Raw genomic sequence first — 13154 nt, forward strand, 5'->3', positions numbered from 1 at the left:
ACTCTGTTCCTCCTCGTATCGGCAATTATCTGATAGCCAGCAGGGCATCAAACAGGGTGGTGGCGGTTTTCAGGATTTGCGCATTCGCGTTGTAATACTGCGTAAACATCTGCAGCTTCATCCCCTCTTCTTCAATATTGACCCCGACCACCGACTGCCACTTCTCGCCCAATTCCTTGAGAACGCTGTCAGCCGTTTTCAGGTCGGCCTTGAGCGAGCTGGTAGAAGAACCAATCGCGCTGACCAGGCTGGAGTAGGCTTCGGTCAAGGTGGCTTTACCAATCAGCTGCTTACCCTGGATACCCAAAAGCAGAGCCAGGTTCTTATTGTCCGACTCTCCCCCGGTCGGGCTCCCCGCTGCGGCAATCTCATCGCCGCTGGTAATGGCGATATCAAGGTTTTCCGCCACCCCGGAAGCCGGGTTCAGCATAAAGCTGTCGCCAGGGTCAGCCGTGCCGCTAACGCCGACGGACAGACCGTCGAACGTCAGTTCACCCGATGCCGGATCGATGGCGGAGGGCACCACGCGCCCGTCTGCCCCCTTCACTTCCCAGTTACCCGCCGCCCCCATAGTGATGGTGTAATCTTCGGCCTGCACCGCGCTGTAAGGTTTAGTCAGGGTGACGTTCAGCGTGGCACCGCCGCTATTGTTGCGGTTGGCGAATGCCGTCGGGTCCGGGACCTTGAACAGATCGTCGCCCGCAGCGCCGTTAGCGTCAAAGCCGCCACCGTTCACCTCGTTAAACCTTCCGGCCATCTGCAGCGCCATCTGGTTCAGTTCGTTACGCGCCTTGCTCAGGTCTTCGTTGCGGAACTTAAACAGCCCGCCCAGCTTGCCGGCGGTGAAGCGTTCTTCATTCAGCTCTTTGGCATTGCCGCTGCTGTCAACATAAGAAACCACGGTTTTGTTGGGGTTGGCGTCAGAGACGGCGGCCTGCAGTGGGTATGAGCGGTTGCCGGATACCAGCGGGCGGCCATCGGCCATCGCCACATCCGTCCGTCCGGTCTCTTTGTTTTCCGTGACCTGAATCCCCATCTGACCGCTTAACTGGGTCAGCAGGTTGTCGCGCGCGTCCAGCAGATCGCCTGGCGGGGTGCCGTGCTGCGAGGTGATTTTCTCGATCTCTTCATTGAGCTTGGCCAGCTGGGTGGTGGCATCGTTAATCTCTTTAACGCTCTGCTCAATCTGAGAGTTAGTGCTCTTTTCCAGCCCGCTCAGGCGCTTGGCGGTGGTATTAAACTGGTAGCTGACCGAACCGAGCGTGTTAAAGCCGGCCTGGCGTGCGGCAGGATCGCTGGGGTCGTTATCCAGGGTTTTCAGGGCGGCGAAGAAATTATTCAGCGACACTGACGGGTTAGCTTCGCTGTTACCCATCATATTGTCGATTTCCGCCAGCTGTTCGTAACGGCCAATCAGCGCGCCCGCATTGGTGTTCGCGCCGCGTACCTGGCCATTCAAGAAGCTGTCATTATTACGATACACGCCGTTAGCCTGGGCGCCGTAACCGTAAAAACCATTGCCGGTGCTTAGTCCGCCCGCTTCACCAATAATAAGGTCGCGACGGCTGTAGCCAGCTGTTGGCGCATTATTAATATTGTTACCGATGACATACAGTGCGGAGTGCGCCGTGCTGAGGCCGCTTTTGGCTAAATTAAATAGATTCATATTTTATCCACGAAATTCATCGTGCGCGGCCCGAAAATCGGCTTCAGACGGCGCCTGTTTTTACTGTCCTTATTACTTCATCGGTGATTCACAAATTTACTGAAATGTCTTTGCTAAAAAAGTTGCGACAGATCGTTTTTATACGCCTGCACGCCCTGAGTAATATTGCCTTTGACCTGCTGGATAATATTAATCAGCTTACTGGCATAGGCCGGATCGGTGGCGTAGCCCCCCGCCTGCAGCGCGTGCGCGCCCTGCTCGGCAGAGGAGGACTGCGCCACCTTCTGATAGCGCGGGTTGTTCTTCAGCAGCCGGGCATAGTCGCTTAGTGCCTCGCCGTAGGAGTCATAAACGCGAAACGCCGCTTTGATTTTCTGCGGCGCGCCGTTGATATATTCGGTGGTGGTGATCTCGGTGGTTTTACCCTGCCAGTCGCCGCTGGCTTTAATGCCGAACAGGTTGTGGCTTGGCTTACCGTCCCCGGTGAGGATTTCGCGTTTCCCCCAGCCCGACTCCAGCGCTGCCTGAGCCAGAATCAGATGCGGATGGATGCCGCTGCTCTGCGCCGCCTGCAGCGCCGGGCGCAGAAGGCGGGAGATAAACGGCTGGGAGCTGCTGCTGCGGGCAGCTATCGCGCTCAGCGGCGTGGCCTGTGCGCCTGTCGTCGCTGAGGGGGCGCTAACCGGCGCATGGGTCAGTGAATATGGCCCCGGGGCCGGAGCGGCAATGCGCTGCGCCTGCCCTGGCGGATCCTCCCCCTCTCCCCCCATCTGGCGCACGATCATATCGGCAAAGCCGAGCTGGCTTTTTTGCGCCAGGTCCTGCGCCAGCTGCTGATCGTGCATTGAGGTGTACATCTCCGAGGCCTGGCTGTGCATCAGGCCATCCTTAAAGCCGGCATCGCGCATGCTTTTCAGCATGACCTGCACGAAGATCCCCTCCATCTGCTTCGCGGCGGCGCGCAGCGCCTGCGGTGATTCGCTGCCCCCCGCCTTCAGCTTCAGCGTATCCAGCGAACGGACATCCCAGGAGGCAGTATTAAACTGGTCGATTTCACTCATCAGTTGGTCTCCAGCTTCGCGCGCAGGCAGCCCGCGCTTTTCATCGCCTCGAGGATCGACATCAGCTCATTCGGCGTGGCACCCAGCCCGTTAAGTGCCCGGATGACATTATTCAGGTCGGCACTGCTGCTGACGTGCTGTAATGCCCCGCCGCTGTCGCGCACCGAGATATCGGTCTGCGGCACCACCACGGTTTCGCCGCCGCCGAACGGCGTATTCGGCTGGCTGACCTGGTTATTCTGCGACACTTCCACCGTCAGGCCGCCGTGCGCCACCGCGCAGGAATCGAGCGTCACGTGGCGGTTCATCACCACCGAGCCGGTGCGCGAGTTGACGATCACTTTGGCATCCTGAATACCGACGCGCAGCGGGATATCCTGAATATTGGCGAGGAAGCGCACGCGTGACGGGCCGTCCGCCGGGGCAAACAGGCGCACGGTGCGCGCATCCTCCGGCATCGCTGCCCCGCTGAAGCGGCGGTTAATTTCATCGCTGATCAGCTGCGCCAGGGAAAAATCGGTGTCGTTGAGCTGCAGGCGCAGTGCGCTCTGGTTGGCAAAATCGTTTGGCACTTCCCGCTCAACGCTGGCACCGCCGTTAATGCGCCCGCCGTTGAGCTGGTTTACCTGCACCCGGCTGCCGCCCGCCTGTGCGCCGCTGCCGGAGATCAGCACGTTGCCCTGCGCCAGCGCGTAAATCTGGTTATCCGCGCCCTTCAGCGGGGTCATCAGCAGCGTGCCGCCGCGCAGGCTCTTGGCATTGCCGAGCGAAGAGACCACGATATCGATGCGGTCGCCGGGCCGGGAAAAGGCCGGCATCTCGGCCGTCACCATCACCGCCGCAATATTTTTCAGCTGCATATTGGTGCCAGCCGGAACGGTGATGCCCAGCTGGGAAAGCATGTTATTCACGCTCTGCCCGGTGAAGGGGGCCTGCATGGTCTGATCGCCGGTGCCGTCCAGCCCGACCACCAGCCCGTAGCCCATCAGCGAGTTAGAGCGCACGCCCTGCACCGTCACCAGGTCGCGGATGCGCTCGGCGTAAACGAAGGTTGGCGCCAGTATTACCAGCGCGCTGAACAGCAGAGTGCAGAGTAAAAAAGTTTGTTTTTTCATCGTTATATCAGAATGGTGAGAGGTTCAATAACACACGCTGCAGCCAGCCCATGTTCTGCGCTTCATTGATGTAGCCATTGCCCACGTATTCGATACGCGCATCAGCCACCTGAATGGAGGGCACGGTGTTATTGCCGCTGATGGTGCGCGGATTCACCACCCCGGAGAAGCGGATAAACTCGGTGCCCTGGTTAATGGCGATCTGCTTCTCCCCCACCACCTGCAGGTTGCCGTTGGGTAGCAGGTTCATCACCGTCACGGTGATGGTGCCGGTAAACGTATTACGTGCCGCCGCCCCGCCCTTACCGGCAAAATCCGACTTGCCGCTGGCTTCGAAATCCAGCTTGCCGTTACCCAGAAAGCCGCCTACCGAATCCGGCACGGCAGTCAGCCCGGCCCCGGCCGAGCCATTACGGTTGGCGCTGGCGCTGGAGCTTTTGCTGGCGCTGACATTCTCCTGCAGCAGGATGGTCAGCGTATCGCCGACGTTACGCGGCCGCCTGTCTTCAAACATCGGCTGATAGCCATAGTTCATCCCCTGCCCGCTCTGAAACAGCGAGCCGTTTGCACTGGTCGCAGCCATCGCTAACGGTGCTGCGGTGGTCGGGCCCTGCACCAGAGGCTGCTGCAAAATATGCGCGCAGCCACTGAGGAACAACGCCGCGCTCAGGGCGGCGCTGGCGGCCCGGCCATGACGATAAAACGCACTGAATAGATTCATGTTATTTACGACTTAACGCTCCTGACCCGCCAGGCCTGAGCACTGACGGGGCGAGGTGAGGATTACAGCTGAGCCAGGCGCTGGAGCATCTGGTCAGAAGCCGAGACCGCCTTACTGTTAATTTCATAGGCGCGCTGCACCTGGATCATGGTGACCAGCTCTTCCGCGACATTGACGTTGGAGGTTTCCACATACTTGTGCTTGAGGCGACCCGCGCCATCCATGCCTGGGGTGACTTCATTCGGTGCGCCGGACGCCTGGGTCTCCACATACAGGTTGCCGCCGATGCTCTCCAGACCGGCATCGTTGATAAAGGTGGCCAGCGTCAGCTGCCCCACCTGCTGCGGTGCCGCCTGGCCCGGTACCGTCACGGTGACAATACCGTCTTCGCCCACGGTCAGCTCTTTGCCATCCAGCGGGACGGTGATATCCGGCTGTACCGGATTACCGTCCGCAGTGACCATCTGGCCGTTTTCGTTGCGCTTGAAGGAGCCATCTCGGGTGTAGGCGGTGGTGCCGTCCGGCATCTGCACCTGGAAGAAACCTTTGCCCTGAATGGCGATGTCATAGTCACTGCTGGTCTGCGTCAGTCCACCCTGAGTGTGCAGACGCTCGGTGGCCACCGGGGCCACCCCGGTACCCAGCTGCATCCCGGTTGGCAGCGTGGTCTGTTCGGAAGCCTGAGCCCCCGGCTGACGCATGGTCTGGTACAGCAGGTCCTGGAACACCGCGCGCTGGCGTTTAAAGCCGTTGGTGCTGACGTTGGCGAGGTTATTGGAAATAACATCCATATTGGTCTGCTGCGCTTCCAGACCGGTTTTTGCAATCCATAAAGAGCGGATCATGTTATGACTCCTGCGTAAGCATCAGCTCACGCTTAAAAGCTGGTTAGCCTGTTTGGCATTTTCATCAGCGGTGCGGATGGTTTTCATATTCATGTCGAAGCTGCGGGCGGTGGCGATCATTTCGGTCATCGATTTGACCGGGCTGACGTTGCTGCCCTCCAGCGCTTCGGGGCTGAGGCGCATCGCTTCATCAGCCGCTAACGCCCCACCGCCTGCCGGGTGGAACAGCCCGTCGTCACCGTGCAGCAGGCTCTGCATCTCCGCCTGCGCCAGCTTGATGCGGCCAACCGGCGTCACCGCCGTCGGGTCATCCCCGGCGCCGAGCGCCGTCAGCGTGCCGTCCGGCGCAATGGTCACGGCGGACTGCGGCGGCACGGTCAGCGGTGCGCCGTCGCCCATCAGCGGAAAACCGTTAATGCTCAGCGCCCCTTCGCTATCCACCTGAATCGCCCCGTTGCGGGTGTAAGCTTCCTGCCCGTCGGCCATCGCCACGGCCAGCCAGCCGCCCTGCGGCAGAGCGACATCGAGGCTGCGCCCGGTGTGATTAATTGGCCCCATGCTGTTGTCGTGGTAGGGCGTGCTCTCGGCCACCAGCGCACGGGTGGCGTGCGTTTCACCCTCGATCGGCACCGAGCGGAAAGCCGCCAGCTGGGCACGAAAGCCGGTAGTGGAGCTGTTAGCCAGATTATTGGCGGTGACGGCCTGACGGTTCAGCGCCGCATTGGCGGCGCTCATGGCGGTATATATCGCGCGATCCATTAACTGCCGCCGTTATCGCAGGTTAACCAGGGTCTGCAACAGCTCAGACTGGGTTTTGATGGTCTGAGAGTTGGACTGGTAGTTGCGCTGATAGACGATCATGTTGACCATTTCAGCGCCGAGATCGACGTTGGAGCTTTCCAGCGCCCCTCCGGTCAGCTTACCGAAGCTGCCGGTACCGGCGATGCCGACCACGGAAGGGCCGGACTGCGGTGATTCGACCCAGGTGTTATTGCCGTTCTGCTGCAGCCCGCCCGGGTTGGTGAAGTTTGCCAGTACCACCTGGGCAATCAGCTGTTTTTCACCATTGTCATAGTTGGCAACGATTTCGCCGTTATCGCCGATCTGGAAGTTGACGTATTTGCCCGGCGCGTGGCCATCGATGGTGGCAGGATCCATCGCATTCTCACCCGAGTTCTGCGTCAGTCCTGAAAGGTCGAGGGTCATACTGAGCGGTGCTGCGCCGTTGAAAGCGGCACCTTTCACCGCCAGGCTGGCAGGATCGGTGACCATTTTTCCGTTGCTATCAAATTCGATATCCAGCTTTTCATAGGGAGTACCGCCACCAGCAGGGGCTGAAGAGTCGTTGCTGTATGCCGTCCACTTGTTATCCGCGGTTTTGACATAGTAGATATCGACCGTGTGGCGGTTACCCTGGCTGTCATAGGCTTCAACCTGGCTGGAATAGCTGTAGGTATCGCCATCTTTCGGATTGAACGGGGTTTTAGTGACAATCTCTTCACCTGATTTCAGGTTGCCGGTCAGTTTGCCGCTGGTGGATGCCACTGGCGGCATACCGGTCTTATTAATCTGAATCGGCCCCACGCCCGCGCCCGGTTGAATCGCCGGTGGCGTGCCGGTGGCCTGATAGCCGGTCAGGCGCAGGCCATTACTCATGTTAGTGATGTAGCCATTAACATCGGTATCGAACTGGCCGTTACGGCTGTAGTACGCCTGCCCTGCTTCATCCATCAGGCGGAAAAAACCGTTGCCGCTGATGCCGAGATCGAGATTACGCCCGGTGCCGGTTAAACCGCCATCGTTGAAGTTCTGGCTGGTACCGGCTACCTGCACGCCCATGCCCTGTGCACCGGCGAAGATATCGGCGAAGGAGACTGAACCCGCTTTAAACCCATAGGTTTGTGAGTTGGCAATGTTGTTACCCACCGAGTCCAGCGCGCGCGATGCCGCATTGAGGCCGCTCAGGCCTTGTGAAAAGCTCATAGTAAAATTCCAGAAAGTGAAGTGAGTAGTTAACGAATAACGAAGATCTCGCTTAACGTCGTGGTTTTGCCCTTAGCCAGATGCAACACCGCGCCCTGTGCTCCGAAGGAGACCGCTTCAATCTTCTCGGCAACCAAACCAACGATCTCAGGCGCCTGGCCCTCGGCCGCGCTGGCGCTATAGGTCACGGTGTATTCCATGTCTGCTTCTGGCTCAGACGGTTTGAAGTTCTCCAGGTCGTCGAGGCTGAACTCGTTAATACCCGCTTTCGTCTTCGACCCTTTCAGCTCGGCGGTATAGGCCTTACCTGCTGCATCGGTCAGCGTCACGGTGACCTTCTCTGCTTCCCCCCCGAGGGCAAAGCTCAGCGGTTTTTCGTCACTGGCGGTATCCACTCCCCCCCAGGTCACTTTCTGATCGCCCTCAACCATGACTTCGCGGCCAACCCAGGATGCCGAGCTCATTTGCTGCATATTGACCAGCAGCCCGCCCACGGTATTAAGCGATTTATTCAGGCTCTCAACCCCGGCAGCGGTGTTGAACTGTGCCAGCTGGGAAGTCAGCTGGTTATTGTCCATCGGGTTAGTCGGGTCCTGGTTCTGCATCTGTGCCACCAGCAGCGTCATAAAGCTGTTGGTGAGGTCGGCAGCGCTGCTGCCGGTGCCAACACCGTTATTGCTGTTATTGTTTACGGAAGAAACTGCCATAAATTATCCTTACTGGCCGAGTGATAATGTTTTCAACATCAACGACTTTGCTGAGTTCATCACTTCGACATTGGCCTGATAGCTGCGGGAGGCGGAGAGCGTGTTGACCATTTCATTCACCACATTGACGTTCGGCATGCGCACGTAGCCCTGCGGGTCCGCCAGCGGATTGCCCGGCTCATACACCAGCCGATCCGGCGCGGTGCTCTCCACCACTTCACCGATTTTTACCCCACCGATATCGCCTCCGGCATGGGTATCCACCTCAAAAGTGACCTGACGGGCACGATACGGCTGCCCGTCCGGCCCGGCCACGCTGTCGGCGTTGGCCATATTGCTGGCGCTGACGTTCAGTCGTTTTGACTGGGCAGTCATTGCCGAGCCTGAAATATCAAAAACGCTAAATAACGACATTTTTATGATTCTCCCTAAGCGAGGACGCTCATCATTTTTTTAATATCCGCACCGAGGAAGGTCAGGCTCGACTGATATTTCACGCTGTTATCGGCAAAGCTGATACGCTCGCGGTCCATATCGACGGTATTACCGTCAGCACTGGGTTGATCCGGAATGCGGTACAGCAAACTGGCATCGTCAAAAACCTTGTCCTGCGCCTCAATATGGCGATGAGAGGTTAATGACAGTGACACCGGTGATTTCGCCAGTGACTGATTCGCCAGCGTGTTTTTTAACTGTTGTGAAAAATCGATATCGCGCGCCATATAGCCGGGCGTATCGGCATTAGCAATATTTGATGCCAGCACTTCCTGCCGACGCGAGAGTAAACTCAACGCCTCCTGCTGAAAGCGAAACGCATCATCAAGTTTATTGATCATCGAAGTTAGGCCTCGCGCCTGAAAATTTAACCGTCATATTTTAGCCAGCGTAGTTCAAATATTACACTGCAAAGAACTGACAGAAATAACCGCTTTTAGCGGGTTAAATTCCCCTGCGAGACATATTAAATAATAACTCATTCAATTGGCGGCAAAACTGTCGGTATTTAGCGCAATAACATCCGCAGCAGCTGGTTTATAATTTAATCATCAACCATTGAGTTGGCCTTATTTATACCCGGCAACCAGGGCACTTTATTATTATGCTTTTCCGTTCATCTTTTCTGCTGCTGACGCTGTGCCTCAGCACCTCGCTGGATGCCAGCACCCAGGCGCTGCCTGCCAGCGAGCAGCGCCTGCTGACCAGGATCAACGGCCTGCTCAACCAGGGTCGGCCAGTGGGTGAGAACAGCAATCTGGTGCAGGTCGCGACGCTGTTAAGCCCGGCGAGGCAGCTGTCTGCACTCTGTGCCGAACCGGTGATGACCCTGGCGGGGAATGAGCGCCGCCTGGTCGGGCGGCGCAGCGTGGTGGCAAAGTGTGGCGCGCGGCGCCACTACCTGACGATTCAGGTGAAGGCGCAGGGAACCTGGTGGCTGGCAAAAAACCGCCTGGCAGCGGGCAGCCGGGTTTCAGCGGGTGATATTGAGCCGTTCACCGGCAGCCTTGAGCACCAGCCCGACGGGATCATTTTTGATGCCGCAGAGATCATCGGTCAGACAACCACGCGCGCCATTGCGGCGGGCAGCCCGCTGCGTCAGAATCAGCTGCGCCAGCACTGGCGGCTGCGCAATGGGCAGACGGTGGATATTGTGGCGCAGGGAAAAGGCTTTCGTATTCGCAGCGCGGGCAAGGCGCTGGCTAACGCCGCGGTAGACGATATGCTGAAAGTGCAGACCCGTTCCGGGCAGACCGTCAGCGGTAAAGTGACCGCTGACGGCCAGGTGGTGATTTTTCTGCAAGAATAATTTTAGTTTCTCGCGCAATCACCGATGAGAAGGTTATAAGCAGTCACTTTTTCCCTTTACCAGGCGAGATTCACCATGAGCATTGACCGTACCCCCCCCGCTGCCGCCGTTAACGCCATTGCTGCCACTCAGGATATGCGCATTCGTCATCCTCAGCAGGAAGCAGAAAGCGCGCGCGTGCAGGCGAGCGGCGATGACAAAACCGACGTGAAGCTGAGCGCGCTGACCCAGCAGATGAAAGCGGACACCCACGGTGACATCGACTATGCGCGTGTTGCTGCGGTACGTGCCGCCCTGGACGCCGGCGAGCTGCCCATTGAACCGGAAACGATTGCCCGTTCGCTGGTCATGGATATCTTTCAATTTAATTAAACACTGAGCCCGTTAAGACATGGACAAGCTGTATCCGATATTGTCACAAATGAAAACGTCGTTGAGCGAGCTGGAGGCGATCATGATTGAGGAAGTCAATCAGCTGAATCGCCCCCAAATTAATCCTGTTTCACTCCAGGTATTAACGGACAATAAAAGCCAGCTGCTGTCGACCATTCAGTATTACGACGAGCTGCGTCGTCGGGAAGAAGCCGAGCGTAACATTGCCGCCCCCTATCGTCAGCAGGGTAAATTATTTAGCTGCTGGCAGCAGGTTACCGAACAGATCCAGGCAACCAAAGATCTGAACGGCAAAGTTGAAGAGCTGCTGAATATCCATATGAAAAAAAATCAGCAGCTGAAGAAAGTGGTGGATAGCGTCAACGGTAATAATATTTACGGCGCTGCGGGTGAATCCCACAGTGCGCCAACCGCGCGCGCCTATAACATCAGCGTCTGAACATCCCTTTAGCATTTACCTTGTGACTATTCGCCAGCGCGCCGCTGGCTTTTTTTTGTCTGAAATGGATCAAATACGCACTGCCACAACAATATAGATCGCTGCAGCAGCGGTAACAGCAGGGAATTAACGCGTAAGGGAGGTGAAAGGCGCGGCGTACGCACTGCTGGCCGCTTTACCTTTATTCAACGTGGTCATTTCGCTACGCAGGGTGTCGAGACGTGAGCGCATCCGTTGCATCATCAGTTCTTCATTTTCCATCAGATTATTGATAACTACACGCACGGCAATTTGCTCTTCATCACTAAGGTGGTCATGGTCACAGGCCATGGCGGCACTGAGCAGCGAGGCGTATTCCGTCATCGAATCAATAAACTCATCCCATTTTCCCTGGCGGGTCAGTTCCAGCATGGTGATATTCAGCAGTGCTGCCTGCTCCAGCCCTGAAGTCAGCGTTTTCTTATCCATAAGTCACCTGCTTTTTCGCCGGCTCAATCTCTTTCCAGGTGGTTGAGATGGTGGTCATAATCTCAATCAGATGCGGTAACTCTTCCGGTGCCTTATTGAGATTTATCAGCAGCAGATTACGCGAAACATACTCGTACAGACTCTCCAGCTCTTCGCTGATTTTGCCGCCAACCTCATGGTTCAGCGCGCAGCGCAGGCCGTTATCGATAATATTAATTGCCCGTGAGATCATCTCGCCTCTCCTGGCGATATTTCCCTGTTCAAAATAGATTTTTGCCCGCACCATGGCGTTTACCGCGCCCTCCAGCAGCATGGTGATCAGCTGATGCGGCGTTGCCCCGGTCAGCTGGCTTTCAAGCGATACCTGCGCATAGGCGCTCTGGCCTGTCCTGCTATACATAGTCATCGTTTCCTGCCGGGCATCGCGCGATGCCCGGCGTTAAAAGTTAAAGCCCGGCCAGCATCGATTGCAGCTGATTGCTCATGTTGTTCATCTTGCTCATCGCCAGATCGAGGCGCTCAAAGTCTTTACGGTTACGCTCGACCACGGCATCGATCATCTTTTCCATCTGCTGAATGCGGTCGCTGACCTGGGACGTTTGATTCTGCAGCCCTTTGGTGATCTGCTCGATCACCCCTTTGACTTTCGGGATAGCATCCGCGTCACCGATGTAGGTTTTAATAATGTCCTGCATCTTGTCGGCAATCCCTGCGCTGGTGCCTTTACCGAGGAACAGGGCTTCGATTTCTGCCGGGTTTTCCTTAACTGCTGCCTCCAGCTTTTTACTGTCAATGGTCAGCTTGCCGGTAGCGGCATCTTCGGTTTTCACCTCGATACCCAGTTTAGCCAGCGAAGCAAACACATCGCTCAGCTCACTGTTGCTGCCCACCGCCACTTCACGCATATCCGCCGTCAGGCGGCGCAGCGTACTGTTGCCCATCAGCGCGCCGTTGCCCGCATTCGGTTCACCCTCTTTACCCTCTGCGGGTGGTTTCCACGCACTGGCGCTGCTCGACTCAGACAGGAAGGCGTTATACAGCTTCACAAACTCTTCGATGGCGCCTTTGAACTTGCTGGTATCGCTGGTCACCGAGAGGTTTTCATAGACAAATTTCATCGGGTCATCTTTGTCTTTTTCAGAGACCTGCTGCAGCTCCAGCGTGATGCCGTCGATCGCGTCGGTAATGGTGTTGCTGCTGCGGGTGAGCTTGACGCCATCAATCACCACAATGGCATTCTGTGCTTCAACCGTGGTATCCATTTTGCCTGCGGGTGGCTTAGCGGCTGCCGGGTCAAAGTTCAGCACATCACCCAGTTTATTGTCCCCTTCGACTTCGACTTTGATCTGGCCTTCATCCCCGGTTTTCTTCGAGGTCATTACCAGGGTAAATTTGCCGTCCTCGGTCGGGCGCACTGAGGCAGTGACATCGCCTTTTTCCTGATTAATTTTTTTGGCAATCTGTTCCAGCGAGGTTTGATCCTTCGCCAGCTCAATCTCCATTGGCTCCCCGTCACCGACGCTGATCTTCAGCGTGCGCTTATCCAAACTTTGATCGCCAAGATTGTCCGTGCGGCTGCTCTGCGCCCCGGTACCAATTTTGTGCGCACGCGCCAGCTGCTCAACGTAGACTTCATAGCTGTCCGGCTGCGCGCCGGAAGTGGCGGTAGCTTTAAACGCTTTATTGGTGCCGACGGTCACGCCGTGGAAACCATCGTCGCCAATCTTTTTCAGATTTTCGTTCAGCGCCGACAGCGAACTGGAGATTTTCCCCCAGGAGGACACCTGATTATTAAATCCGGTTTTCTTTTTGGTATACGGATCCAGTTTCGACTGCTCGGCTTTTTTAATCTGCTCAAGCATATCGGCAAAATCAATGGTCCCACCAGAACCCAGTCCTGGAATTGCAAACCCGGCCATTCTACTCTCCTGCTCGTAGGGTTAATTTGTTAT

General features: G+C 56.9%; 16 protein-coding genes. 3 read left to right on the forward strand and 13 right to left on the reverse strand.

Features of this window, described 5'->3' with window-relative positions; genetic code table 11:
- Window positions 1-25: 25 nt before the first annotated feature.
- From flgK to flgB, 10 genes are all read right to left on the reverse strand, one after another.
- On the reverse strand, window positions 26-1666 hold the full coding sequence (gene flgK, locus J2Y91_RS02620) for a flagellar hook-associated protein FlgK (RefSeq protein WP_253537123.1): 1641 nt from the start codon (window positions 1664-1666) through the stop codon (window positions 26-28).
- A gap of 113 nt (window positions 1667-1779) precedes the next feature.
- Complete coding sequence (flgJ, locus tag J2Y91_RS02625; protein ID WP_133622964.1) at window positions 1780-2727, reverse strand: flagellar assembly peptidoglycan hydrolase FlgJ; 948 nt, start codon at window positions 2725-2727, stop codon at window positions 1780-1782.
- Complete coding sequence (locus J2Y91_RS02630) at window positions 2727-3848, reverse strand: flagellar basal body P-ring protein FlgI (protein ID WP_253539432.1); 1122 nt, start codon at window positions 3846-3848, stop codon at window positions 2727-2729. The genes flgJ and J2Y91_RS02630 overlap by 1 nt, the downstream gene beginning before the upstream one ends.
- 1 nt (window position 3849) lies before the next feature.
- Window positions 3850-4563, reverse strand: coding sequence for a flagellar basal body L-ring protein FlgH (locus J2Y91_RS02635; protein WP_133622962.1), 714 nt, complete (start codon window positions 4561-4563; stop codon window positions 3850-3852).
- A gap of 62 nt (window positions 4564-4625) precedes the next feature.
- The gene (gene flgG / locus J2Y91_RS02640) at window positions 4626-5408 is read right to left on the reverse strand and encodes a flagellar basal-body rod protein FlgG (protein ID WP_133622961.1); all 783 of its coding nucleotides are present in this window, start codon (window positions 5406-5408) and stop codon (window positions 4626-4628) included.
- A gap of 21 nt (window positions 5409-5429) precedes the next feature.
- A complete protein-coding gene (locus tag J2Y91_RS02645; protein ID WP_133622960.1) occupies window positions 5430-6167 on the reverse strand; it encodes a flagellar basal body rod protein FlgF in 738 nt (245 codons plus the stop codon).
- A 12-nt stretch (window positions 6168-6179) separates the two neighbouring features.
- Window positions 6180-7391: a flagellar hook protein FlgE gene (flgE, locus tag J2Y91_RS02650; protein WP_253537126.1), complete on the reverse strand. Its 1212-nt coding sequence runs from the start codon at window positions 7389-7391 to the stop codon at window positions 6180-6182.
- Between the two features lie 29 nt (window positions 7392-7420).
- A complete protein-coding gene (locus J2Y91_RS02655) occupies window positions 7421-8098 on the reverse strand; it encodes a flagellar hook assembly protein FlgD (RefSeq protein ID WP_099754309.1) in 678 nt (225 codons plus the stop codon).
- Between the two features lie 9 nt (window positions 8099-8107).
- Window positions 8108-8512: a flagellar basal body rod protein FlgC gene (gene flgC, locus J2Y91_RS02660; protein ID WP_133622957.1), complete on the reverse strand. Its 405-nt coding sequence runs from the start codon at window positions 8510-8512 to the stop codon at window positions 8108-8110.
- A 14-nt stretch (window positions 8513-8526) separates the two neighbouring features.
- On the reverse strand, window positions 8527-8934 hold the full coding sequence (gene flgB, locus J2Y91_RS02665; protein WP_253537129.1) for a flagellar basal body rod protein FlgB: 408 nt from the start codon (window positions 8932-8934) through the stop codon (window positions 8527-8529).
- Window positions 8935-9197: 263 nt separating this feature from the next.
- Here flgB and flgA point away from each other — a divergent pair, with 263 nt between their 5' ends.
- From flgA to J2Y91_RS02680, 3 genes are all read left to right on the forward strand, one after another.
- Window positions 9198-9902: a flagellar basal body P-ring formation chaperone FlgA gene (flgA, locus tag J2Y91_RS02670; RefSeq protein WP_253537132.1), complete on the forward strand. Its 705-nt coding sequence runs from the start codon at window positions 9198-9200 to the stop codon at window positions 9900-9902.
- A gap of 75 nt (window positions 9903-9977) precedes the next feature.
- On the forward strand, window positions 9978-10274 hold the full coding sequence (gene flgM / locus J2Y91_RS02675) for a flagellar biosynthesis anti-sigma factor FlgM (protein WP_133622954.1): 297 nt from the start codon (window positions 9978-9980) through the stop codon (window positions 10272-10274).
- Between the two features lie 19 nt (window positions 10275-10293).
- Window positions 10294-10734 carry a flagella synthesis protein FlgN gene (locus J2Y91_RS02680; RefSeq protein WP_301291986.1) on the forward strand — a complete coding sequence of 147 codons (441 nt, stop codon included), beginning with the start codon at window positions 10294-10296 and terminating at the stop codon, window positions 10732-10734.
- A gap of 126 nt (window positions 10735-10860) precedes the next feature.
- Here the strand turns inward: J2Y91_RS02680 and J2Y91_RS02685 are convergent, their stop codons facing one another.
- From J2Y91_RS02685 to fliD, 3 genes are read right to left on the reverse strand one after another with little or no spacing between them, the layout of a single operon-like run.
- Window positions 10861-11202 (reverse strand): flagellar protein FliT, encoded by a 342-nt coding sequence (locus tag J2Y91_RS02685; protein WP_253537138.1) that lies wholly within the window; start codon window positions 11200-11202, stop codon window positions 10861-10863.
- Window positions 11195-11602 carry a flagellar export chaperone FliS gene (fliS, locus tag J2Y91_RS02690; protein WP_253537142.1) on the reverse strand — a complete coding sequence of 136 codons (408 nt, stop codon included), beginning with the start codon at window positions 11600-11602 and terminating at the stop codon, window positions 11195-11197. The genes J2Y91_RS02685 and fliS overlap by 8 nt, the downstream gene beginning before the upstream one ends.
- Window positions 11603-11648: 46 nt before the next feature.
- The gene (fliD, locus tag J2Y91_RS02695; RefSeq protein ID WP_253537146.1) at window positions 11649-13121 is read right to left on the reverse strand and encodes a flagellar filament capping protein FliD; all 1473 of its coding nucleotides are present in this window, start codon (window positions 13119-13121) and stop codon (window positions 11649-11651) included.
- Window positions 13122-13154: the final 33 nt, after the last annotated feature.

This window comes from Erwinia aphidicola (genome assembly GCF_024169515.1).
GTDB lineage: Bacteria > Pseudomonadota > Gammaproteobacteria > Enterobacterales > Enterobacteriaceae > Erwinia > Erwinia aphidicola.